The sequence below is a fragment of the Pseudomonas sp. BIGb0278 genome (assembly GCF_024809895.1).
GTDB lineage: Bacteria > Pseudomonadota > Gammaproteobacteria > Pseudomonadales > Pseudomonadaceae > Aquipseudomonas > Aquipseudomonas shirazensis.
The window spans coordinates 116,547-140,029 of record NZ_JANUEL010000008.1 but is presented as its reverse complement, the minus strand read 5'-3'; the positions used below and the strand labels follow the sequence as shown (position 1 = coordinate 140,029).

General features: G+C 64.5%; 23 protein-coding genes. 10 read left to right on the top strand and 13 right to left on the bottom strand.

Annotated features, from left to right (window positions below):
* Positions 1-236: 236 nt before the first annotated feature.
* Together gudD and M2396_RS22455 are read right to left on the bottom strand one after the other, a co-directional pair.
* On the bottom strand, positions 237-1,604 hold the full coding sequence (gene gudD, locus M2396_RS22460; protein ID WP_259078889.1) for a glucarate dehydratase: 1,368 nt from the start codon (positions 1,602-1,604) through the stop codon (positions 237-239).
* A 24-nt stretch (positions 1,605-1,628) separates the two neighbouring features.
* On the bottom strand, positions 1,629-2,978 hold the full coding sequence (locus M2396_RS22455; protein ID WP_101322220.1) for an MFS transporter: 1,350 nt from the start codon (positions 2,976-2,978) through the stop codon (positions 1,629-1,631).
* 326 nt (positions 2,979-3,304) lie between these two features.
* Here M2396_RS22455 and M2396_RS22450 point away from each other — a divergent pair, with 326 nt between their 5' ends.
* Positions 3,305-4,018, top strand: a complete 714-nt coding sequence (locus tag M2396_RS22450; protein ID WP_259078828.1) for a FadR/GntR family transcriptional regulator — start codon at positions 3,305-3,307, stop codon at positions 4,016-4,018.
* A 144-nt stretch (positions 4,019-4,162) separates the two neighbouring features.
* Here the strand turns inward: M2396_RS22450 and M2396_RS22445 are convergent, their stop codons facing one another.
* The 4 genes from M2396_RS22445 to M2396_RS22430 form a co-directional block, all read right to left on the bottom strand.
* A complete protein-coding gene (locus M2396_RS22445) occupies positions 4,163-5,173 on the bottom strand; it encodes an NAD(P)-dependent alcohol dehydrogenase (RefSeq protein WP_259078827.1) in 1,011 nt (336 codons plus the stop codon).
* A gap of 40 nt (positions 5,174-5,213) precedes the next feature.
* A complete protein-coding gene (locus M2396_RS22440; protein ID WP_259078825.1) occupies positions 5,214-5,804 on the bottom strand; it encodes an HAD family hydrolase in 591 nt (196 codons plus the stop codon).
* Positions 5,801-6,670: an acyl-CoA thioesterase II gene (gene tesB / locus M2396_RS22435; RefSeq protein WP_259078824.1), complete on the bottom strand. Its 870-nt coding sequence runs from the start codon at positions 6,668-6,670 to the stop codon at positions 5,801-5,803. The genes M2396_RS22440 and tesB overlap by 4 nt, the downstream gene beginning before the upstream one ends.
* A 96-nt stretch (positions 6,671-6,766) precedes the next feature.
* Complete coding sequence (locus M2396_RS22430) at positions 6,767-7,336, bottom strand: GNAT family N-acetyltransferase (RefSeq protein ID WP_101322225.1); 570 nt, start codon at positions 7,334-7,336, stop codon at positions 6,767-6,769.
* Positions 7,337-7,462: 126 nt separating this feature from the next.
* On the opposite strand from M2396_RS22430, the gene M2396_RS22425 reads away from it, so the two are divergent.
* Together M2396_RS22425 and M2396_RS22420 are read left to right on the top strand one after the other, a co-directional pair.
* Positions 7,463-8,377, top strand: coding sequence for a histone deacetylase (locus tag M2396_RS22425; RefSeq protein ID WP_150571274.1), 915 nt, complete (start codon positions 7,463-7,465; stop codon positions 8,375-8,377).
* A gap of 152 nt (positions 8,378-8,529) precedes the next feature.
* Positions 8,530-9,768, top strand: a complete 1,239-nt coding sequence (locus M2396_RS22420) for a TIGR03862 family flavoprotein (RefSeq protein WP_259078823.1) — start codon at positions 8,530-8,532, stop codon at positions 9,766-9,768.
* A 46-nt stretch (positions 9,769-9,814) separates the two neighbouring features.
* Here M2396_RS22420 and M2396_RS22415 read toward each other — a convergent pair whose 3' ends face one another.
* The 3 genes from M2396_RS22415 to M2396_RS22405 form a co-directional block, all read right to left on the bottom strand.
* A complete protein-coding gene (locus M2396_RS22415; RefSeq protein WP_103435085.1) occupies positions 9,815-11,146 on the bottom strand; it encodes a DEAD/DEAH box helicase in 1,332 nt (443 codons plus the stop codon).
* A gap of 186 nt (positions 11,147-11,332) precedes the next feature.
* Positions 11,333-11,812: an NYN domain-containing protein gene (locus tag M2396_RS22410; protein ID WP_101322228.1), complete on the bottom strand. Its 480-nt coding sequence runs from the start codon at positions 11,810-11,812 to the stop codon at positions 11,333-11,335.
* 54 nt (positions 11,813-11,866) lie between these two features.
* Positions 11,867-12,619, bottom strand: a complete 753-nt coding sequence (locus M2396_RS22405) for a DUF2076 domain-containing protein (RefSeq protein ID WP_259078822.1) — start codon at positions 12,617-12,619, stop codon at positions 11,867-11,869.
* 153 nt (positions 12,620-12,772) lie between these two features.
* Between M2396_RS22405 and M2396_RS22400 the strand changes: the two genes are divergently transcribed.
* The 3 genes from M2396_RS22400 (at position 12,773) to M2396_RS22390 (ending at position 15,213) form a co-directional block, all read left to right on the top strand.
* Positions 12,773-13,429, top strand: a complete 657-nt coding sequence (locus tag M2396_RS22400) for a YciC family protein (RefSeq protein WP_101322230.1) — start codon at positions 12,773-12,775, stop codon at positions 13,427-13,429.
* Positions 13,430-13,494: 65 nt separating this feature from the next.
* Positions 13,495-14,592, top strand: coding sequence for an endonuclease/exonuclease/phosphatase family protein (locus M2396_RS22395; RefSeq protein ID WP_259078821.1), 1,098 nt, complete (start codon positions 13,495-13,497; stop codon positions 14,590-14,592).
* A gap of 108 nt (positions 14,593-14,700) precedes the next feature.
* Positions 14,701-15,213, top strand: a complete 513-nt coding sequence (locus M2396_RS22390) for a hypothetical protein (RefSeq protein ID WP_259078819.1) — start codon at positions 14,701-14,703, stop codon at positions 15,211-15,213.
* 10 nt (positions 15,214-15,223) lie between these two features.
* Here M2396_RS22390 and hrpB read toward each other — a convergent pair whose 3' ends face one another.
* Complete coding sequence (hrpB, locus tag M2396_RS22385; protein ID WP_259078817.1) at positions 15,224-17,752, bottom strand: ATP-dependent helicase HrpB; 2,529 nt, start codon at positions 17,750-17,752, stop codon at positions 15,224-15,226.
* Between the two features lie 116 nt (positions 17,753-17,868).
* Here hrpB and M2396_RS22380 point away from each other — a divergent pair, with 116 nt between their 5' ends.
* Together M2396_RS22380 and M2396_RS22375 are read left to right on the top strand one after the other, a co-directional pair.
* Entirely contained in the window at positions 17,869-18,288 is a 420-nt protein-coding gene (locus tag M2396_RS22380; RefSeq protein WP_101322234.1) for a polyribonucleotide nucleotidyltransferase, read from the top strand.
* A 22-nt stretch (positions 18,289-18,310) separates the two neighbouring features.
* Positions 18,311-19,180, top strand: coding sequence for a cation diffusion facilitator family transporter (locus M2396_RS22375; RefSeq protein ID WP_101322235.1), 870 nt, complete (start codon positions 18,311-18,313; stop codon positions 19,178-19,180).
* 180 nt (positions 19,181-19,360) lie between these two features.
* Here M2396_RS22375 and M2396_RS22370 read toward each other — a convergent pair whose 3' ends face one another.
* Positions 19,361-20,185: a DUF6515 family protein gene (locus tag M2396_RS22370; RefSeq protein WP_181107859.1), complete on the bottom strand. Its 825-nt coding sequence runs from the start codon at positions 20,183-20,185 to the stop codon at positions 19,361-19,363.
* 390 nt (positions 20,186-20,575) lie between these two features.
* Here M2396_RS22370 and M2396_RS22365 point away from each other — a divergent pair, with 390 nt between their 5' ends.
* Together M2396_RS22365 and M2396_RS22360 are read left to right on the top strand one after the other, a co-directional pair.
* Positions 20,576-21,052, top strand: a complete 477-nt coding sequence (locus M2396_RS22365; protein ID WP_101322237.1) for an Lrp/AsnC family transcriptional regulator — start codon at positions 20,576-20,578, stop codon at positions 21,050-21,052.
* Between the two features lie 55 nt (positions 21,053-21,107).
* On the top strand, positions 21,108-21,311 hold the full coding sequence (locus M2396_RS22360; protein ID WP_101322238.1) for a DUF2788 domain-containing protein: 204 nt from the start codon (positions 21,108-21,110) through the stop codon (positions 21,309-21,311).
* Between the two features lie 18 nt (positions 21,312-21,329).
* On the opposite strand, the gene M2396_RS22355 is transcribed toward M2396_RS22360, so the two are convergent.
* Positions 21,330-21,962: a pseudouridine synthase gene (locus tag M2396_RS22355; protein ID WP_101322239.1), complete on the bottom strand. Its 633-nt coding sequence runs from the start codon at positions 21,960-21,962 to the stop codon at positions 21,330-21,332.
* A gap of 6 nt (positions 21,963-21,968) precedes the next feature.
* A complete protein-coding gene (gene amn / locus M2396_RS22350) occupies positions 21,969-23,456 on the bottom strand; it encodes an AMP nucleosidase (protein WP_259078814.1) in 1,488 nt (495 codons plus the stop codon).
* Between the last annotated feature and the right edge of the window lie 27 nt (positions 23,457-23,483).

Below are 23,483 nucleotides of genomic sequence, written 5' to 3'. Positions count from 1 at the left end.
GCTGGAAATTATGCGAGACCGCCTTGCAGGTGCGCGATCACGACAGCGGATATCGAATCGCGGCAAATGTCGTGAATGGCATATCTGATTGCGCCATGGCGCGCTGGAGGGGTAGCAACGGACAGGGTTTTCTGTCGGGTACAGCCGTGGATTGCCGATGATGCGCGGTCTGTGTAGGAGCGGCCTTGCCGGGGCGCTCCTACAAAGACCGCGTCGCTGGAATGCTACACGGTCTTCTAGCGCACCAGGCAAGGCCGCTTGTTATCGAATTTCCAGCCCGGAATCAGGTACTGCATCGCCACCCCATCATCCCGCGCACCCAAACCCATGTTGCGATAGCACTCATGCGCCTTGGCCAACTGATCTTCATCCAGCTCCACCCCCAACCCCGGTCGCGCCGGCACGCGCACATGGCCATCGATAATCCGCAGCGGCTCACGGGTCAAACGCTGGCCGTCCTGCCAGATCCAGTGAGTATCAATTGCCGTGATTTCCCCCGGCGCCGCGGCCGCCACCTGAGTGAACATCGCCAGGGAAATATCAAAGTGGTTGTTCGAATGCGAACCCCAGGTCAGGCCCCAGTCATGGCACATCTGCGCGACGCGCACCGAGCCTTGCATGGTCCAGAAGTGCGGATCGGCCAGCGGGATATCCACCGACTGCAGCTGGATCGCATGGCCCATCTGCCGCCAGTCGGTGGCGATCATGTTGGTCGCGGTCGGCAGCCCGGTGGCGCGGCGGAACTCGGCCATCACCTCACGCCCGGAGTAACCGTTTTCGGCTCCGCAAGGGTCTTCGGCGTAGGCCAGCACATGGTGCTGGTCACGGCACAGGGCAATCGCTTGCTTGAGTGACCAGGCGCCGTTGGGGTCGAGGGTGATGCGCGCTTGCGGGAAGTGTTCGGCCAGGGCGGTAACCGCTTCGATCTCATCCTCGCCGCGCAATACCCCACCCTTGAGCTTGAAGTCGCTGAATCCGTAGCGGGCCTTGGCGGCCTCGGCCAGGCGCACGATCGCTTCTGGGGTCATGGCTTTTTCGTGCCGCAGGCGCAGCCAGTCGTCATCGGCATTGTGTTCGTTACGGTAGGCCAGATCGGTCTGCTGGCGGTCGCCGATGTAGAACAGGTAGCCGAGCATTTTCACCGCATCGCGCTGCTGGCCTTCACCGAGCAAGGCGGCGATGGGCACGCCGAGGTGCTGGCCGAGCAGGTCGAGCAGCGCTGACTCGATGGCCGTCACCGCGTGTACGGTAATGCGCAGGTCGAAGGTTTGCAGGCCGCGGCCGCCAACGTCGCGCCCGGCAAAGGTCTGGCGCATGGCGTTGAGCACGCGCTGGTAATGGCCGATGGGCTGGCCGACTACCAGGCTGCGAGCGTCTTCGAGGGTCTGGCGGATGGTCTCGCCACCAGGTACTTCGCCCACGCCGGTGTTGCCGGCGCTGTCGCGCAGCACGACGATATTGCGCGTGAAGTACGGGCCATGGGCGCCGCTGAGGTTGAGCAGCATGCTGTCGTGGCCGGCTACCGGCACCACGCGCAAATCGGTGACCACTGGGGTGCCATTGTGAGCCTGGGTGGCGTTCAAGGTGTCTGCTGGGTTATGCATAGTCATTATTGTTGTCCTGCCGGGTCAGTGGGTCTGGCTCAGGGCCGACTGCGGTTTGAGGTCATTGGGCGTGTTGGCCTTGGGGCCGGTGCGCACGAAGAACACCACGATCGCCGCCAGTACCGAGGTCACCGCCAGGCCATACAGGCCGCCCTGGATCGAGCCGGTGTGCTGCTCGAGCAAGCCGAAGGTGGTTGGCGCGACAAAGCCGCCGAGGTTGCCGACCGAGTTGATCAAGGCGATCACCGCCGCGGCGATGCGCGCATCCAGGTAGCCCTGCGGGATCGGCCAGAACAGCGCCGAAGCCGACTTGAAGCCGATGGCGGCAAAGCACACCGCGACAAAGGCGAACACCGGGCCACCGGTGGTGGACATGAACATGCCGATGGCGGCGATGATCAGCGCCGCGGCGACCCACGCTTGCTGGAACTTCCAGCGGGCAGAACCGGCGGCGAAGGCATACATGGCGATGATCGAGATCAGCCACGGGATCGAGTTGAAGAAGCCGACCTGGATGTCGGACAGATCACCCATGCGCTTGATGATGCTCGGCAGCCAGAAGGTCGCGGCGTAAATGGTCAGCTGGATGCAGAAGTAGATGCCGCAAAACAGCAGAATCTGCCGGTCCTTGAGCAGGCGCCAGGCCGAGGTCTTGACCACCCCGCTCGCCTCGCGCTCACGCTGCTCGCGGTCGATGGTCTCGACCAGCGCGTCCTGCTCGGCACGGCTCAGCCACTTGGCGTCGTGGGGTTTGGAGTCGAGCCAGAACCACACCACAAAGGTCAGGCACACCGAGGCCATGCCTTCGATGAACAGCATCCACTGCCAGCCGTGCATGCCGAAGCCCTGAATCTGCATGAGCATGCCGGCCAACGGCCCGGAGATCAGCGAGGCGACCGCCGAACCACTGAGGAAGATCGCAATCGCCTTGCCACGCTCAGCCGCAGGCAACCAGCGGGTGAAGTAATAGATCACCCCCGGGAAGAACCCCGCCTCGGCCACGCCAAGCAAAAAGCGCAGCACATAGAACTGGGTTTCGGTCTGGACGAAGGCCATGGCGGTTGCCACCAGGCCCCAGGTGAACATGATGCGGGTCAGCCACACACGGGCGCCGACGCGCTGCAGAAGCATGTTCGACGGCACCTCGAACAAGGCGTAGCCGATAAAGAACAGCCCGGCGCCAAAGCCGTAGGCGGCGGCGCTGATGCCGAGGTCGCTCTCCAGGTGCGGGCGGACGAAGCCGATATTGACGCGGTCCAGGTAATTGACGATGAACATGATGACGAACAGCGGCAGGACGTGGCGTTTGACTTTGGCCACGGCGCTGGTCAACACGTCGTCACGCCGTGCGGACGGAGCGAGGGTGTCGTTCACTGCAGAATCTCCCACTAATTGTTTTTGTGCGGGTCGATGGCGGTCACGGCGGCGGGTAGCGCGCTTGGTTGTCTGACATGCCAGTGGAGGCCAGAATAGGCCTCGCGCAGTTGTACGACAAGATGCTTAACGTTCAGCAAAAAGCAAAATACAAGCTTATAAAACGTATAAAATCGTCAAAAACAATCAATACGGTTTAAACAACGACAGCACCGGCCGGATTTATACCGGTAAAAATAAATTGAAATTTCAGCTTGTCAGACAAGCTCTGATGCTAATCTCGCCGCGAGCCCCTGGCACTTGTCTGAACCGTTCCGGAGCCGCCCATGACCGCCCCCGAAGCCATCGATCCCCTGCGTAAACGTGGCCACAGCCGCGCCCATGATCTGGTCTCGAGCCTGACCCAGCAGATTCTGCTCGGCACCTTCAAGCCCGGCGACAAGCTGCCCTCGGAAAACACCCTGGTACGCGAGCACGCCGTCAGCCGCACCGTGGTGCGCGAGGCGTTATCCAAGTTGCAGGCTTCCGGCCTGGTCGAGCCGCGCCATGGCATTGGCACTTTCGTTATCGAACGCCAGGCACAAAGCGGCCTGCGCGTCGGCGCCGAAAGCGCAGCCAGCGTGCGTGATCTGCTGGAGTTACGGATTGGTCTGGAAGGCCAGGCTGCGGCGTTGGCCGCGCTGCGCCGAACTGACAGCCAGTTGCTGCGCATGCGCCAGGCACTGGATGACCATCAGGACCTCGCCGCCGCCGGCGACAGTTGCATCGAACCCGACCGGCGCTTTCACCTGCTGATCGCCGAGGCCACCGGCAACCTGTATTTCAGCGAGACCATGGCGCAACTGGGCAGCGGCTTGATCCCGCGCAACCGCATGGCGGCCGATGAGCGCTCAGGCGCCAAGCTGGCCCGGCATGCCTACCTGGCCAACCTGGAACATGAGGCGATCCTCAATGCCATCCGCCGGCAGGACCCGGATGCGGCGCGGGCAGCGATTTGCCTGCACCTGTCCAACAGCCGCGACCGCTTGCTGCCCGAGTGAAGAGTCGGGGACGCCGGGGGCGCTTCGCGCCCCTTTCGCGACACAAGGCCGCTCCTACAGGTGACCGCGTAAGTCGTTGGTACGCGGTCGTCTGTAGGAGCGGCCTTGTGTCGCGAAAGGGCTGCAAAGCAGCCCCCAACGTCCTCAAAACGTCAGACAGATCTTGCCGAAGTGGCGATTGCTTTCCTGATGCTGGAACGCCTCGACGATCTGTTCCAGCTCGAAGTGCTTATCAACCACCGGCCGCAAGCCATTGGCGTCGATAGCGCGAACCATCGCCTGCTGCTGCGCGCGGCTGCCGACCAGCACGCCTTGCAGACGAATCTGCCGCACCAGCGCATGCACCAATGGCAACTCCCCGGCGACGCCGGTAAGAATCCCGATCAGCGAGATATGCCCGCCAATCCGCGCCGCGATCATCGACTGCTCAAGGGTGGCCGGGCCGCCGACTTCGATCACATGATCGACGCCGCGATTGTCAGTCAGCTTGCGCACCTGCTCGCCCCAGGCCGGGGTGCTACGGTAGTTGATGACATGATCGGCGCCCAGCGCCTTGAGCCGCTCCAGTTTAGCATCGCTGGATGAGGTGGCGATCACCGTAGCGCCGGCCAGCTTGGCGAACTGCAGGGCAAAGATCGACACGCCACCTGTGCCCTGCACCAGCACGCTATCGCCGGGTTTGAGCTGATCATCGGCCATCAGTGCACGCCAGGCAGTCAGCCCTGCCGTGGTCAGGGTAGCGGCCTCGGCATGGCTGTAGCCACTGGGCGCATGGGTGAACGAGGTCGCGCGCGCAGTAACCTGCTGGCGCGCATAGCCATCGATACCATCGCCAGGCACGCTGGCAAAACCCTCGACCAGCGGCTGGCCGTCGAGCCAGTCGGGGAAGAACGTGCTGACCACCGCATCGCCGACCTTGAACTCGGTGACGCCCGCGCCCACCGCCGTCACTTGCCCAGCGCCATCGGCCATCGGAATGCGCCGCTCGCTCGGCCCCCACATGCCGCTGACCACGGCAAAGTCATGGTAGTTGAGCGAGCTGGCGTGCAGGCGCACGCTGATCTCGCCGGCCTGCGGCGCGGCAGCCTCGCAGGTGCCGATCTGGACGTTGGCGTAACCGCCGCCGGGCTGAACGTAGATGGCCTTGCTGGTCATGGCAGCTGTTCCTCTGTGAGTGGTTGGGGGGCTGTGCAGCTTAGCCGAGCATCGCCTGCAGCTGGCGGCAGTCGGCGGCGTGCCAGTCGGTCAGCTCTGGCCAGGGGTTGTCCGGCAGGTTGACCAGTACCGTGCGTGCACCCGCGGTGCGGCCGCATTCCAGGTCGATGCGGTAGTCGCCGACCATCACCAGCTCGCTGGGGTCGACGTCCCAGGCCTGGGCGATTTTCAGCAGGCCGTCGGGGCTTGGCTTGGGCGCGGCTTCGTCGCGGCCGAGCACCAGCTCCTTGTCGAAGCAATCGGCAAGGCCGATGGCCTCGAGGGTGACGTGGGCCAGCTCGCGGGCATTGCGGGTGAGGATCGCCAACTGGCAACCACGCCCGGCCAGCTCGCGCACCAGCTCGACCGCGCCCGTTGCGGCAGTCGACGCCACGGCCAGGTCACGCTCGTGTTCGAGCAACCAGGCGTGTTTGGCTTCGGCTTCGGCAGCAGGCAAGGCGGCCAGATGGGTAAGAATATCGTTCTCGGGCGGAATGCCCAGCGCTACCCGGATGGCGGCAAAATCATGCACCGCCACGGTCAGCGTGCCGTCCATGTCGAACACCCAGTTGCGTACTGTCGAGAGGCTCATGACCAGTCCTTGCGATGGCGAATCAGGCCTTCCTGAGCCGACGAGGCAACCAGTTGCCCGGCGCGGTTGTAGATGCTGCCGCGGCAGAAGCCACGGGCGTTGCCGGCCCACGGGCTGTCGGTGGCATACAGCAGCCAGTCATCGGCGCGCAGGTCACGGTGGAACCACAGCGAGTGATCGAGGCTGGCGATCTGCATGTCCCTCTGCCACACCGACTTGGCATGGGGCAGCAGCGCGGTGGTCAGCAGGCCAAAGTCGGAGGCGTAGGCAAGCAGGTATTTGTGCAGCGCGGGCACGTCCGGCAGGCTGCCGCTGGTGCGGAACCAGGCGTATTTGACCGGGTCGCCGGGCTTGGGGTTGAACGGATCGCGCTCGGTGACCGGGCGCACTTCGATCGGCCGATCACACAGCACCTTGTCGCGGATGCGCTCGGGCAGTTGCTCGGCCATGGCGCTGGCCAGTTCGACTTCGCTGGGGAGGTTTTCCGGGCCGACCACATCGGGCATCTGCGCCTGGTGCTCGAAGCTTTCTTCGTCGTACTGGAACGAGGCGCTGCAGGTAAAGATGGTGTGGCCTTTCTGGATCGCAGTCACCCGACGGGTGCTGAAGCTGCCACCGTCACGCACGCGATCAACCGAATACACCACCGGCAGGCTGGCATCGCCCGGGCGCAAGAAATAGCCATGCAGCGAATGCACATGGCGGGCGTCTTCGACTGTCTGGCTGGCAGCCGACAGCGCCTGGCCGAGCACCTGGCCGCCGTACAACTGGCGAAATCCCAGGTCCTGGCTGCGGCCACGGAACAGGTTTTCCTCGATCGCTTCAAGGCTCAACAGGTCGACCAGGTCGTCCAACACGTGGCTCATGGGGGTGTTCTCCTAGCTAGGCAGCACGGCGCTACAGCATTTTTGAAAGACAAGATGATACAGAATTTGTCATCAGCGCTACGCATGCAGCGCCATTCAGCCGTGCAGGGTGTCCTGCCAGTGGGCGCGATCGATGCGGTACAGCACGTGCCGGCGCAGCGGGTCATCGGCGGCAAGCTTGGGGTGGTCGAAGCTGCCGTCGAGGTCCTGCTGCATGCCGATGGCCTGCATGACCTTCTGCGACGCCAGGTTGCTCTCGCTGGTGAACGACACCACCTGCTCCAGACGCAGCTGGGCGAAGGCGCAGCGCAGGCAGGTCCAGGCCGCTTCGCTGGCAAAACCCAGGCCCCAGTGCCGGCGGGCCAGGCGCCAGCCGATTTCCACCGCCGGGGCGAACGGCGCGTCGAAGTTGACGTTGAGCAGGCCGGTCATGCCGATGAACGCGCCGGTGTCCTTGCGCTCCAGCGCCCACAGGCCGTAGCCGTATTCATTGAAGTGACCGCGCACCCGGCCGATCAGCGCAGCGGCCTCGACCCGGCTCAACGGCGCCGGGAAGTAACGCATCACCTGCGGGTCGGCAGACATCGCGGCGAACTCGGCGAGGTCTTCGTCGTGCCACTGGCGCAAGATCAGGCGGGCGCTCTCAAGTTTGGGGATCAGCGTCATCAGCCAGCTCCGAAAAGGTCGTATCGCATCTTACAGGGTAGGCCCAGCAACGCGGCGGCGCCCGGCAATAGCCCAACGGCCACCGGAGCTGGCACTATCCACACACATCTCTAGTGCGATCCCATCATGCCGTTGCCGCTGATCTACCACGACGACTACAGCCCGGAGTTTCCCGCCGAGCACCGCTTCCCGATGGACAAGTTTCGCCTGCTGCGCGACCACCTGATCGACAGCGGCCTGACCCGCGACGAAGATTTGCTGCGCCCCGATATCTGCCCCAACGACATCCTCGCGCTGGCCCACGACCGCAGCTATATCGAGCGCTACATGAGCGGCGAGCTGTCCCGCGAGGACCAGCGCCGGCTTGGCCTACCCTGGAGCGAAGCGCTCGCCCGACGCACCGTGCGGGCGGTCGGTGGCTCGCTGTTGAGCGCCGAGATGGCCCTGCGCGACGGCGTCGCCTGCCACCTCGCCGGCGGTACTCATCATGCCCACTACGACCACCCGGCAGGCTTTTGCATCTTCAATGACCTGGCGGTAATCAGCCGTTATCTACTGGAGGCCGGGCGCGTGCACCGCGTGCTGATCTTCGACTGCGACGTGCATCAAGGCGACGGCACCGCACGCATGCTGCAAGACACGCCAGAGGCGATCACCGTGTCGCTGCACTGCGAGCAGAACTTCCCCGCGCGCAAGGCGCAGAGCGATTGGGACATCCCGCTGCCGCGGGGCATGGGCGACGCCGAGTACTTACAGGTGGTGGATGACGCGCTCAACTATTTGCTGCCGCTGTACCAGCCCGACCTGGTGCTGTACGACGCCGGAGTGGATGTGCACAAGGACGACGCGCTGGGTTACCTGCAACTGACCGACGAAGGCCTGGCGGCGCGCGATGAAAAGGTCCTGCGGCATTGCCTGGGGCGGGATATCCCGGTGGTCGGGGTGATTGGTGGCGGCTACAGCAAGGACCGCCTGGCCTTGGCCAAGCGCCATGGCATCCTTCATCACACGGCAGCGCGTGTCATCAGTTGTTCACAATGACTGTGGAACCGCCTGTGGATAACCTGCTGGCAACCCGCTGCAGGCCTCTAGCTGTATGGCCTGCAAAGCACTGATCATTTTTTGACCAGTGCTTGCGAAAGCGTGCTTGGGGTAGAATGCCGGCTCTTTTCCACAGCCCGTTGCCACCGACCATGTCTGATCTTGACCCTGCTCGCCCTCCTCTGGTTGCCGTTATTGGTGCCGGCCCTGCCGGGCTGATGGCCGCCGAAGCCCTGGCGGCGTCGGGCGCAGCGGTGCAGGTGTTCGACGCCATGCCGTCGGTGGGGCGCAAGTTTCTCCTGGCGGGCGTTGGCGGCATGAACATCACCCATTCCGAGCCCTACCCCGCGTTTGTCGGCCGCTATGCCGAGCGCAGCCGCGAGATCGACGCGCTGTTACGCGACTTTGATGCCGACGCGCTGCGCCAGTGGATACATGATCTCGGCATCGAGACCTTTGTCGGCACCTCCGGGCGGGTGTTCCCCACCGATATGAAAGCCGCGCCGTTGCTGCGCGCCTGGCTCAAACGCCTGCGCGACAGCGGCGTAGTTATCCACACCCGGCATCATTGGCTGGGATGGAATGCCGAGGGCGCGCTGCGGATAGCTTATCCACAGGGCGAACTGAGCGTACAGGCTGATGCCGTGGTGCTGGCGCTGGGTGGCGGCAGTTGGGCACGGCTTGGTTCGGACGGCGCCTGGCTGCCATTGCTGGCAGAGTGGGCTGTGGATATCTCGCCATTGCAGCCGAGCAACTGTGGTTTTGAAGTGGCAGGCTGGAGCGAACTGCTGGTGGGCAAGTTTGCCGGGGCACCGCTGAAGAACATCGCTCTGGCCATGCCCGGCAGCCCGCCGCGCAAGGGCGAATTCATCCTCACCGCCCAAGGCGTCGAAGGCAGCCTGGTGTATGCCTGGTCGGCGCCGGTACGGGAGGCGATCAACCGCGAGGGCCGCGCTACCCTGCTGCTCGATCTGCTGCCAGACAAGCCTGTGGACAAAATCGCCCAGGCCCTGGCCAAGCCACGTGGCTCGCGCTCGATGGCCAAGCATCTGCACAGTCAGTTGGGCATCGATGGCGTGAAGGCGGGGTTGTTGCGTGAGCTGACCGATCAGGCCACGTTTGCTGACCCGCAGGCACTGGCGGCGGCGATCAAGGCGCTGCCGATCGAGCTGGTACGCACGCGGCCGCTGGACGAGGCCATCAGCAGTGCCGGTGGGGTGCGTTTTACTGGGCTGGATGAGGGCTTGATGCTGCGTCAGCTACCGGGGGTGTTCTGCGCTGGCGAGATGCTCGACTGGGAGGCACCGACCGGCGGCTATCTGCTCACGGCGTGCTTTGCCAGTGGCTTGCGTGCGGGCAAGGCTGCGGCCGAGTGGCTCAACGCCCGCTGATGGCGAGTCGAGCCGAACGCAGGGCCTGCGCTCGGCTCTGATCAGCCTACGGCTTGCGCTTGCGCGGGCCACCGTTGAAGCTCGGCACCTTGCGCACGGCTTTCACCGCTGGCTTGGCGTCGGCCGAATCAGTGCTGTCCATCCATTTGCCCAGACCACGCTTGGCGCTGTTTTCCTTGGGCTTCTTGGGCTTTTTCGGTTTCTTGATCACTTGCCCGCTGGCGTCGGTCAGCGGCACCCGGTGCTCGGGGATAAAGTCCGGTTCTTCGTGGCGCGGCAGGGTCTGGCGGATCAGCGTTTCAATCGCCGAGAGCATCTGCACTTCATCGGCGCATACCAGCGAAATCGCCTCGCCTTTGTTGCCGGCCCGGCCGGTACGGCCAATCCGGTGCACGTAGTCTTCGGCGACGATTGGCATGTCGAGGTTGACCACCAGCGGCAGGTCGTCGATGTCCAGGCCACGGGCGGCCACGTCGGTAGCAACCAGCACCTGAATCTCGCGGGCCTTGAAGGTATCCAGCGCGCGCTGGCGAGTCGCTTGCGGGCGATCGCCGTGGATGCCGTCGGCCACGACGCCTTCGGCGAGCAGGCGCTCGACCAGTTGATCGACACCGTTACGGGTCTTGGCAAACACCAACACCTGCTTCCAGCGCTGCTTGCGCAGCAGGTAGCAGAACAGGTCGGCCTTGCGCTTCTTGTCGACCGGCACCAGCCACTGTTTGACGGTATTGGCAGCGGCGTTGCGCGGGCTCACTTCGATACTCAGTGGGTCGTTCAGGGCAAGGCCTGCGAGCATGCGGATCTGCTCGGAGAAGGTCGCCGAAAACAGCAGGGTCTGGCGCTTGCGCGGCAGTGCGGCGTACACCGACTGCAGTTCTTCGGCAAAGCCCAGATCGAGCATGCGGTCGGCTTCGTCGAGCACCAGCATCTGCACCTGGCCGAACTTGACCGCTTTTTGCCGGAACAGGTCGAGCAGCCGGCCTGGGGTCGCCACCAGCAGATCGACACCACGGCGCAGGCGCATCATCTGCGGGTTGATGCTGACCCCGCCGTACACGGCGTAGGTCGAGACCGGCAGGTTTTCGGCGTATTGCTGGACGTTGGCATGGACCTGCTCGGCCAGCTCGCGGGTCGGCACCAGGATCAGTGCGCGGATCGAATTGCTGGCGACCTTCTCACCTTCCAGCGCCAGCCGCTGCAACACCGGCAGGGCAAAGCCTGCGGTCTTGCCGGTGCCGGTCTGGGCGGCGGCCATCAGGTCGCGGCCAGCCAGCACGGCGGGGATGGCCTGGGCCTGCACGGGCGTCGGGGTGGAGTAGTCGCGCTGCTGCAAGGTGCGCAGCAGCGGTTCGATCAGGCCGAGTTGGGCGAAATTCATTTCAATACCGTCAGGGGGGTTCAGCGAAGGCGGCAGTTTAACCTGAGATACGTCCCTGTAGGAGCGGCCTTGTGTCGCGAAAGGGTCGCGCAGCGGCCCCGCCATTCTGTGGTGCTGCACAGATCCTGGGCCCGCTGCGCGCGCCTTTCGCGACACAAGGCCGCTCCCACAGGGGACCGCGTACGATCAGTGGCGTAACAACAGATGCCCCTCGATCGGCACATAACGGCTGGCCGCGCGTATCAACGACAGTGCCGTCAATCCCGGCGTGCCATACACCACTGCTTCTACCCCATGACGCTGAATCGCCCGCTCCAGCAGCAGATCGAAATCACCATCGCCAGACGCCAGCACCACCTGGTCGACCCGGCTGGCCGCTTCGATCACATCCAGGGTAATGCCGACATCCCAATCGCCCTTGGCCGAGCCATCGCTGCGCTGGATATAAGGCTTGAGGCGCACCTCGAAACCGAGGTTGCGCAGAATCTGCTGAAACTGCTGTTGCTTGCTGTCGCCGCGATCAATTGCATAGGCCACCGCTTCGACAATGGTGCCTTCGCGACTCACTTCGGCCCACAGCGCTGCATAGTTGAAGTGGCAGCCGTGGGCCTGGCGGACGGTGTAGTAGAGGTTCTGCACGTCGGCGAACAGCGCGATTTTTTTCATCCAGGCCTCGGCTGAGCGGGCAGGCGCCCGCAAAGCTGAGCAGTATGCCAGCTGTCAGACGAAGCTGTCGTCGTCGCTGAAGAAGCCGCCATCGTCGCTGCCGTAGTCAGTGTCGGCGTAGCCGCCCTGGTCAGCGCCGTAGCCACCGTTGTCGGCCACCTGCTGCTGCGCACCCTGGTCCTGCCAGCCGCCGCTGTCACTGGCCGGCGCTGGTTCTTCCTTGATCACCTCGACCACTTCGTCTGGCTGCGAGTTGTGGTGGAACATGCTGCTGATGCCCTGCGCCAGCAGCACGCCACCGGCAACTCCGGCTGCCGTCTGCATGGCCCCACCGAGAAAACTCGACGCACCCGAGCGGGCCGGCGCGGCGTTGAACGCCGATTGCTGCTGCGGTTGCTGGGCTGGTGCTGGCGCGTTGTACGCAGCAGGCGCAGGGTCACGCCAGCCGCCGCCAGACGTTGCTGGAGCTGCCGGGCGCTGCGGCTGCGGATCAGGGCTGCGGCTACCGGCACCAAAGATGCTCGACAGGAAGCCACCGCTGTTGGTGTTGCTGCTGCGGGTCGCATCGACCTGGGCGCGGGCCTGCTTCAGCTCGGCCTCCAGCTGCTTGTTCTTTTCATCCAGCTGCTTGAGCGCAGCCTCCTGCACCAGAATCGCCTGGGCCATGTAGTACGGCGCCGCCGGTTGTGCGCGCAGGTGCGCTTCGATGCAGGCCTGGGCCTGGGCATCGCGCGGCTGGTTGGGGTCTTCGGCTTGCTTGATACGGCCAAACAGGCCATCGATCAGCGATTGTTCTTCGGTATTCATGCTTACCTCACGCGCTGGGCGGGACATCGGATGCGTCAAAGATGGGGGGTGGCGGCGCGGGATTCAATCGGCGCACGGGTGAAACTTTTTTCAGCAAGGGCCGGAGTGGGCTAAAGTTACGCCCCTGCTATTACTGCCATGCGATGTTGACTGATGAATCCGCTGAGCGTTCTGCGCGACTCCCTGTACTTTTTCCGCCGCCACCTGGCGAGCATCGTCCAGCTCTGCCTGCCGTTGATCGTGCTCGAGGCACTGGCCACCCAACTGCTCTATCGCCAGCTCGGCGACAGCGCCTCGCCGGTCTACGGCATGCTTGTCAGCCTGCTGCTGTACCCGCTGTACAGTGCGGCGCTGATCCTCTATCTGGACACCCGCAGCCAAGACCAGCACATCGCCAAGCGCGATCTGTTCGCCCGCGCCGTGCAGCTGTGGCCGCCGCTGGCCTTGCTGATCATGATCAGCACCTTGTTGATCATGGCCGGCCTGGCACTGTTCGTGTTCCCCGGCATCTGGATCATGATCAACCTGGTGTTTGCCGAGTACCTGCTGGTGCTGCGCGGCATGCCGTTGATGCAGGCCATGCGCGAAAGCGCGCGGATGACCACTGGCCATTTCATGCGCATTCTGGTCTGCGTGTTCGTTTCGCTGGCACCGGCATGGTTGCTCGACGGCCTGTTGCTGATGGCCTTCCCCGACCCCGCCGGCGGCGTGCAATTGGCCATGGACAGCCTCAGTGGGCTGCTGCAGTTGTTCAGCAGCGTGGTGCTGTTCCGCATCTTCATGCTGCTTGAGGCCAATGCTGGCGCCTGAGCCACGCTGACACGGCGCCACCACCTTGGGTATGCTGGCGCCATTCGCACCGACAAGCCGAGCCGATGATCCGACTACTGCGCAACGTCCTGTTGTTGATTTTCCTGCCGCTGGCCTTGCTTTGGTTGCTGGCCAACCATCTGGGCTGGCAACCTGCCCCGCGTGAAGCGCTACCAGTCGCCTGTCAGAACCCGGCGCCACTCTTGCAAGCCGGCCAGCCGCTGAAAGTGATGAGCTGGAACGTGCAGCACCTGGCCGGCAAGCGCTATGTGTTCTGGAACGACCAGGGCCAGGGCAGCGATACCCGCGCCACCGCGGAAGACCTGGCGTTCACCCTCGATGAGGTTGCGCGGGTGATCCGTGCCGAGCAGCCTGATGTGGTACTGCTGCAGGAGCTGGACAAAGACGCCAAGGCCAGCGATTACCAGGACCAGCTCGGCCTGCTCCACGAGCGTCTGGCCGACCTCTACCCGTGCAGCGTGCAGAGCTATCAGTGGCAGGCTGGCTTTGTCCCTGACCGGCATATCTTCGGCAGCGTGGGCCGCACCCTGGCTACCCTCAGTCGCTACTCGATCGCCAAGGCCGAGCGCCTGCAACTGCCCAATGACGTGAGCGGCCCGCTGAGCCGGCTGCTCGAGCAGCAACCGGCGTTGCAGGTCAGCTATCTGCCGTTGAGCGACGGCAGCCGACTGGCGGTGCTCAACACCCAGCTGTCGCCCTACCGCGCCGGCAGCGACCTGCAAAGGCGGCAGATGAACCACGTCAGCAAGGTCGTCGACCGCCTCGAAAGCCAGGGTACGCCGTGGCTGCTCGGCGGCGACTTCAAGCAGTTGCCGCTAGGCCAGTATCGCCGCCTGCCGCCTGCCCAGCGTGGCAGCTACGCCCCGGACAGCGACCTGCACCTGCTCTGGGACAAGTACCCGATGATCCCCAGCAATGCTGAAGCCAGCGGCGCCGAGCGGGCACTGTGGCTGACCCACTTCCCCAACGACCCGGCCCTCAGCGGGCCCGATCGCAGTGTCGACTTCGTCTTCCATAGCCCGCGCCTGCTGCGCTTGCAGGCCTATGTGCTGGGCAACGGCACCGAGCAGATATCCGATCACCTGCCCGTACGCGCCGACCTCGCCATGCCTGGGCCGCAGCGCCCGCCTCGGGGTGAATGAGCACAGCCAGGAAAGGCTTCAGCCTCCGTTGAGCTGAGCTCGCAACCTAAGGTGTAACGCCGCCCGGAACCGTGCGGCCCATACCCTAGGCACTGCGAGGCACACTCCATGAACCCAAGCATCATCGATACATACGCCAATTCATTTCGCGCCAGGCTGTATCTGCATGAAGAGGGTCGAAATACGCCACTGCGGCTGAGCCAGCCGAACGATAAGTTCTCTTGGGGCGTGAGCCCAGAAAACGACTGGCTGCAAACGGGGGGCAATGAACCTTCATTGATCATCTCCTTCGACTACCACTCCATGGAAGACAACCGCTTGCACTATCACTTGCACATCCCTGGCCGGAGCAAGCAAGGCTCCGGCCCGCAGGTACCGCGCAGACTGGGAGTCAGCACGAACGGCTATCTGGGCTTCTACTGGATCGCAGAGGTGACCGATTACTGGAAAATTGAACCCCTGCAAGAGACCGACGAAGGCCTGCTGTGTCATCTGCGCGACCACCTCGGACACAGAGTCGGTACCTTGGAAGACACTCCCCATCACCAACCTGGCCGGTTCAACTACCTGAATATCAGCGAAAGTGAGATCGCCACCTTCCTCCTGCAAAAAACCAGCTAGCCCTCACTGCTCAGGTCCCTCGCGGTTTGACCCGCGCGGTGGCCTGCGCGATCAGCGGATCATCAGGCCAGTAGTGCTTGGGATAACGGCCTTTAAGGTCTTTCTTCACCTCGGCATAAGTCATGCGCCAAAAGTTGGCCAGATCCTGGGTCACCTGCACTGGCCGGCGTGCCGGCGACAGCAGGTGCAGCTTGACCTGCTGGCGGCCCTGGGCGATGCGTGGGGTGTCGGCCAGACCGAACAGCTCTTGCAGGCGCACCGCCAGAATCGGCGGCGTCTCGCTGTAGTCCAGGCGGATGCTCGAGCCGGAGGGCACATCCAGATGCTGCGGCGCCCACTCTTCCAGCCGCTGCGGCAGCGGCCAGGGCAGCAGATTGCGCAGGATCGACGACAGATCCAGCTGGGCGAAATGGCTTAGCCGCGAGACTTTGCCCAGATACGGCTGTAACCAAGCTTCGAGGCTGTCGAGCAGGGCCTGGTCAGACAGATCGGGCCAGTCGCTGGCGCCGTTCTGCGCCATATCCAGCTGGCGCAGCAGAGCCACCCGCGCTTGCCACTGGCGCAGCTCCGGGGTCCACGGCAACAAGGCCAGGCTCTTGCGTCGGACCAGACCGAGCAGCGCCTGCGCGCGGGCTTCATCGTTGAGCCCCGGCAGGGCTTCACGGCTCAGCACCAGCTCACCGACCTTGCGCTGGCGCTCGGCACGCAGGACCTGCTCACGCTCATCCCAGTCGAGCAGGTCGAGGGTTTGCACCTGCTCGGCGAGCACCCCGTCGAACAACCCAGGGTCGAACTCGGCAGCCAGATAGATCCGCTCTTCGCGCTGGCCCTGACGGCTGCCGAGGTCAGCAATCACCAGCCACGGGCACTTCATCAGCCCATCGACCTCGGCAAACAACGCCGCCCGACCATTGGCCAGACGGCACTCGGCACTGCCTTCACGGCGCTGTTGGGCGACGCGGTCTGGATAGGCCAGCGCCAGCAGTGCCCCGAGCCAGCGTGGATGCTGCGGGTCGGCGACCGGCGTCTGCGCGCTGCCACGCAGCAGACCGCGGTATTGGCGCGCCAACTGGCGGGCACGCTGCACGCCGCCTTGCGCACCGCGCACTGCTTTGCTCTGGCCGCTGAGCAGTGCCAGCCGGCTGTGCAGATCAGCGCCGCCACCGCGCTGGATGTCACGCTCGCCCAGCAGCGCGGCGACGTCACAGGCCATTTCGCTCAGACCCAGTTGCTGCCCGCGCAGCAACAGATGGGCGATCCGTGGATGCGCGGGCAGTTCGGCCATGGCCTGGCCATGACTACTCAGGTTGCTGCGGCTGGCCGGTTTGAAGGCGCCAAGCCGGGCCAGCAGGTCTTGTGACTGGGCGTAGGCAGCGGCAGGCGGCTGGTCGAGCCAGCTCAACTGGTCCGGGCTCACGCCCCAGCGCGCCAGTTGCAGCGCCAGCCCGGCCAGGTCGGCCTGGAGAATTTCTGCGGTGCCGTGGGCGGCCAATTGTTCATGCTGCGCTTCGGACCACAGCCGGTAGCACACGCCCGGCTCCAGCCGCCCTGCCCGCCCGGCGCGCTGGGTGGCGCTGGCGCGGGAGATGCGTTGAGTGTCGAGGCGGGTCATGCCGCTGCCCGGGTCAAACCGCGGCACCCGCGCCAGGCCGGCGTCGATCACCACCCGCACGCCATCGATGGTCAGGCTGGTTTCGGCAATGTTGGTCGCCAGCACCACCTTGCGCTGGCCGCTGGCAGGCGGCTCGATGGCAGCACGCTGGGCGTTCAGGTCAAGCTCGCCGTGCAGCGGGCAGAGGATGATGTCGGAGCGCTCGCCGACGGCTTCCTGCAAGCTTTGATGGACTCGGCGGATCTCGGCCTGGCCGGGCAGAAACACCAGCAGGCTGCCGCTTTGATCGGCCAGCGCCTGCAGCACGCAGTCGACCACCCGCGGCTCGACGAACTCACCCGGCTGCATCGGCCGGCCCCACTGGATCGTTACCGGGTGCATGCGGCCCTGGCTGCTGACCACCGGGGCGTCGTCGAGCAGGCGCGCCAAGCGCTCGCCTTCGAGGGTTGCCGACATCAAGAGGATTTTCAGCGCTGGCTCGTCGCGCAGCAGCGCCCGCCCGTTGAGGGTCAGCGCCAGCGCCAGATCGGCGTCCAGTGAGCGCTCGTGAAACTCGTCGAAAATCAGCAGGCCTACACCTTCCAGCGCCGGGTCCGACTGCAGCCGGCGGGTCAGGATGCCTTCGGTGACCACTTCGATGCGGGTGTTCGGCCCGACCTTGCTGTCCAGCCGAATCCGATAGCCGACCGTTTCCCCGACCTGCTCGCCCAGCTCGCTGGCGAGCCGCTCGGCTGCGGCCCGGGCGGCCAGGCGGCGTGGCTCGAGCATGATGATGCGCTGGCCGGCCAGCCACGGCTCGTCGAGCAGGGCCAGCGGCACGCGGGTGGTCTTGCCGGCGCCAGGCGGCGCTTCCAGCACGGCTTCGTGGCGCGCGCTGAGCGCCTGGCGCAGGGCGGGCAGTACGGCATCGATTGGTAATGAAATCATGGTGGTCCTCGAACGAGGCGCCGAGTATAACGGCGAACCGGGCGAGGCCCGATAGGTCATACTATCGGCAGCAGGCCGCTGGCCTGTTTCGTTGCGATTTTCCATCGGAGATTTACATGCGCATTCATTCCCGCGTCATCGGTGGCGCCCTGGTTGCCACCCTGCTGACTCAGCTGACGGCCTGCGGCACGTTGTTCTATCCAGATCGCCGTGGCCAGATCGAAGGCAAGGTCGACCCGGTGATCGTCGCCCTCGATGCCATCGGCATTCTGTTCTACGTGATCCCGGGCCTGATCGCCTTTGGTGTCGACTTTGCCACTGGCGCGATCTACTACCCCGGCGGCACCACCGCCCAGGTCGACCCGGCCAAGCTCAAGCCGGCGGTGAATGCCGATGGCAGCATCGACAACAGCAAGCTGCAGGCTATTCTCGAAAGCGAACTGGGCCAGCGCCTGCCGCTCAACGACCCGCGCCTGATCCAGCACCGCGGCAGCGTCGAGCAGTTGGCCAGCTACGGCCTGATCCCGGCCGCCTGACACTTCGCAGGATGCTCAACGCATGACGCCCACTGCCGAACAGCAACGCTTGCTCCGCCTGGCCACTCGCGCTTCGCTGGCGGTGGCCTGCATTCTGGTGGTGAGCAAGGCGATTGCCTGGTGGCTGAGCGACTCGGTCAGCCTGCTGGCCGGGCTGACCGACTCGGCGCTGGATGCGGTGGCCTCGCTGCTCAACTTGCTGGCAGTGCACTACGCCCTGCGCCCGGCCGACGACGATCACCGCTTTGGCCATGGCAAGGCGGAAGCGCTGGCCGGCATGGCCCAGGCGTTGTTCATCGGCGCCAGCGCGGTGCTGATCGGGGTGCAGGCGGTGAGTCGTCTGCAGTCACCGCAGCCGCTGGGTGATACGGCGGCCGGTATCGGTGTGATGGTGTTATCGCTGGTGCTGACCGTGGCCCTGCTGGCGCTGCAGCGCAAAGTGATCAAGGCCACCGGCTCGACCGCAGTGCGTGCCGATTCCCTGCATTACCGCTCCGACCTGTTGCTCAACGGCAGCATCCTGCTGGCGTTGCTGCTGGCCGGTTATGGCTGGCCGCAGCTGGACGCGCTGTTCGGCCTGGGCATTGCCTTGTATATCCTCTGGAGTGCAGTGCAGATTGCTCGGGAAAGTACGGCGATCCTGATGGACAAGGAGCTGCCCGGCGATGTGGCCGAGCAGATGCTGGCGCTGGTCACGGCCATCCCCGGGGTGCTCGGCGCGCATGATCTGCGTACGCGCGTGTCCGGCAGCTACTGGTTTGTGCAACTGCACCTTGAGCTGCCCGGCACGCTGTCACTGCATGATGCCCACGAGCTGTGCGTGCAAGCCTCGGCAGTGATCCGCGAGCGCTATCCGCAGGCGGATGTGATGGTGCATGCTGACCCGCTGTGATGGCAGTCAGGAAGCCGGGGGGCGCTCTGCGCCCCTTTCGCGACACAAGGCCGCTCCTACAGGGACCGCGTAACGCCTGGCTTGCGCGGTCAACTGTAGGAGCGGCCTTGTGTCGCGAAAGGGCTGCAAAGCAGCCCCCGACATACTCGAACCAGACAAAAAAATCAGAAACGAGCGCTATCAGTTGATGCTGTACCCACGCCCACTAAGGCACGCCCCAAGCGAGCGCCGATACAGGTCGGCGACATTTGCCGCCGGCGCATAGCTGGCCTGGGCCGGATCGAAGCCGGACTGCTCGACAGCCCAGCGATGGCACTGATAGCGGTCCTGATCCTGCTGCTGTTGGTTTTGCCCGTAGCTTGGGTAAGCAACCACGTCATAACCACTGTTGGCCTGCAACGGTGGCACAGGCTGGCTGACCGGTGGATTCACCACCACGTACTCGCGACTATCGGCCAGGTATTGGTAGTAGGTGTCAGCGACCAGAAAGAAAAGCGCACCGCCGCGCCAGACTTCTCGCGCATACGGCGGCAGGTAACCGACGCGCACGCCGTAAGGTGGGCGCACCACTACGTAGCGCGGTCCCTGCGGCTGATACCAGTAGCCACCGGAGTAGAAATAATCGCGGCCGCGATAGGGCACTTTCCAGTGCTGCTCAGGGAAGCGGTCGATCGCCTGCCCGGGGTGGTACTGCGGGCCTGGCCCCCAACCATTGCCGTGACCATCGGGGCGACCTGACCAGTTGTCACCGGGGCGCTGACCGGGGCCGCCCGCCTGCCAATGGCGATTGTCGGGGCCACGGCGCGGGATGTCCTGGTAATAACCCTGACGGGGTTGCTCGGTCTGGCGTACTTCATCCCGAGAATTCAATGACGAGCCGGAACTACCGCCGCCATTCGGGTCTTGTGGCCCACGGCCATCGCCAGGCCCTTGCGCCTGCACTGCGGCGCTGATAGCCATTGCCAGCACACCTACCCCTGCCAACTGCCAGCCGCGCGACCTCATGGTATTCCTCTCGACAAGTAAAACCGCAACTGCCGCCAGTTTACCGCGCAGCATGCGTGGGCAGATGAAAATCCAGCCATAAAAAAGGGAGGCCAAGTGGCCTCCCTTTGCAATTGTCGTCCGTGCTCGGCACTTGTGGCGCCGGCTCACCTCACCCCGTCTGGTAGACAGAGCGTAGCCCGGGGGCCGGCTGATCGTGTTGATCGCGGGCCGCGAGCGGCCTCCTGGGCCGGTCGCCGTGGACTGATGTCCGGGCAGTGATTCTGTTGATAAAGATACCGGCCAGAGCCCGGCACAGGATTGCGAAGATTGCTCAGATAAATAGCACTTGCGCAATTTTTAACCCTGGATTGATAATTCGCCGCAATCCGAACAGAAAAGGCCCCTTTCATGAGCAAGCTCGACCGCTACGACCTGAGCATCCTTGCCGAATTGCAGCGCGATGCGCGCATCTCCAACCAGGAACTGGCCGAACGCATCGGCCTGTCGCCCTCGCCGTGCTCGCGTCGGGTCAAGCAACTGGAAGACGACGGCTACATCTCGCGCCAGGTTGCACTGCTGGACCGCAAGAAGCTCGGCTTGAGCCTGACCGCCTATGTTTTGATCGGCATGGACCGGCATACCCCTGAGCGTTTCGAGACGTTTGAAGCCGCCGTGCGCAGCCTGCCGCAGGTGCTCGAGTGCAGCCTGGTGACTGGTATGGACGCCGACTATCAACTCAAGGTGGTGGTGCCGGACATGGACCATTACCAGAAACTGCTACTGGGCAGTCTGACCCGCATCGAAGGCGTTACCAGCGTGCGTTCCAGCTTTGTGCTCAACCAGGTACTGGCCAGCACCGAGCTGCCATTGACCCACCTGCGTTAACAGCTGAGGGGCCCGGGCGTATACTCCGCCGCTTGAGCCTGCCTGGAGCGCACAGATGGATCCTGAAAAATTCGAAGAATGGATGATGATCATCCTGGTGACCATTCTCATCGGTTTCATGGGATTCATCGTCTGGGACCTGGCGAAAAAATCCAAGGCAGGCCGCTTCGGCACGCTGATCCTGTTCTTCGTGCTCGGCCTGGGCGTGCTCGCGTTCATCATCAAGAGCGTGGTGGTGGGAATGATTGAGGGCGTCTGACGCACACGCCCTGCTCAGCTACAGCTTGGGCGGTGCGTCGCGCCAGCAGCCCTGATCCAACCCGTCCAACGTCCAGTCGCCGATCTTCACCCGCACCAGACGCAAAGTCGGCAAGCCGACCGCAGCGGTCATGCGCCGCACCTGACGGTTGCGCCCTTCACGAATCACCAGCTCCAGCCAGGCCGTCGGCACGCTCTTGCGAAAGCGCACCGGCGGCTCGCGTGGCCACAACTGCGGCTCGGCCAACAGCCGCGCCTCGGCTGGCAAGGTCATGCCGTCATTGAGCTCGACGCCCTGGCGCAAGCGCTGCAACTGCTCCTCGCTGGGCTCACCTTCAACCTGGACCCAATAGGTCTTGGCCAGCTTGTGCTTGGGGTCGGCAATCCGTGCTTGCAGGCGACCGTCATTGGTCAGCAACAGCAAGCCTTCGCTGTCGCGGTCCAGGCGCCCGGCGGGATAGATCCCGGGGATATCGATGAAATCCTTGAGGGTGGCGCGGCCGTCGCCGTCACTGAACTGGGTCAGTACGTCGAACGGCTTGTTGAACAGCACCAGGCGCGGCTCGGCCGGTGGCGCCTTGGCCGGCCGGCGGGGGCCGGCAGGCCGCGGCGCTGGGGTGCGGCGCGGCTTGGAACGGGGTGGCAGGGGCATGGATCCTCAGCGGAACGGCGGCTCATCGAAGCTGCGCAGTTTACGCGAGTGCAACGAATTGAGCTCGGTACGCAGCAGATCCAGCGCCGCGATGCCGATTTTCAAGTGCTGGCTGACCGCGCGGTTGTAGAACGCATTGGCCGAACCTGGCAGCTTGATCTCGCTGTGTAGGGGTTTGTCCGACACGCAGAGCAAGGTCCCGTAAGGCACCCGCAGGCGATAACCCTGGGCGGCGATGGTGCCGCTTTCCATGTCGACCGCCACCGCTCGCGAAAGGTTGATCAGCGGCCGTTCCTGGGCCCAGCGCAGCTCCCAGTTGCGGTCGTCGTAGGTCAGCACGGTGCCGGTGCGCAGGCGTTTTTTCAGCTCGTCGCCGCGCTCGCCGGTGACTTGCGCCGCCGCTTCCTGCAACGCCATCTGCACCTCGGCCAGGGCCGGGATAGGAATGTTCGGCGGCACCACTCGATCGAGAATGCCGTCGCGGCGCATGTAGGCGTGGGCCAGCACGTAATCGCCGATGGTCTGCGACTGACGCAGGCCGCCACAGTGGCCGATCATCAGCCAGCAATGCGGGCGCAGCACGGCCAGGTGGTCGGTGATGTTCTTGGCGTTTGACGGGCCGACGCCGATGTTGACCAGGGTCACACCGTCGCCATCGGCGGCGATCAGGTGATAGGCCGGCATCTGGAAGCGGTGCCAGACCACGCTGGCCACCAGCGCCTGGGTCTCGCCTTCGTTCAGGCCTTTTTCGATGAACACGTTGCCGGGCAAGACCATGCGCACAAAGCGCGGGTCGTCACGCAGCTGCTCAAGGCCATGGGCAATGAACTGGTCAACGTAGCGGTGGTAGTTGGTCAGCAGGATCCATGGCTGCACATGGCGCCAGTCGCTACCGGTGTAGTGCACCAGGCGGCGCAGCGAGAAGTCCACGCGGGCGGCGTCGAACAGCGCCAGCGGCAGATTGTCGGCATTGCTCCAGTCCCACAGGCCGTCGGCGATATCGTCGGTGGCAGCCGACAGGTCGGTGCTGGGGAACACCCGCGCCAGGGCGGCGGCGGTGATGCCGGTTCCGGCCAGTTCATCGCCCTGCTCGACCACGTACGGGTAGGGGATGTTCTGCTCGCTGACGCCGACTTCCACGATCACCGTGTAGTCGTGCATCAGGGGCCGCAACTGGTCGAGCAGGTAACTGCGGAAGGCTTCAGGCTGGGTCACGGTGACGCTGTAGGTGCCAGCGACCTGGACCTTGCCATAGGCACGGGTGGTGGCCGCGACTTCGCCGTTGCTGTAGTAGGTCAGGCGCAAGGCTGGGTAGCGGTACAGGGCGCGCTCTTCGGCGTCCGGTTCGGTGCGGTCCTTGAGGTAACGCTTGAGGGCCTGACTGAGGGCACCGGTGGCCTGTTCATGCAGGGCCGCCAGACGGTCGACGGCCTGTTCGGGGGTATCAACGACTACAAACGCTTGGCTCACGCTGGGCTTCCTGTTTTCTGTCATGCGTGCAGCCATCTTGCCTTGCTTCGG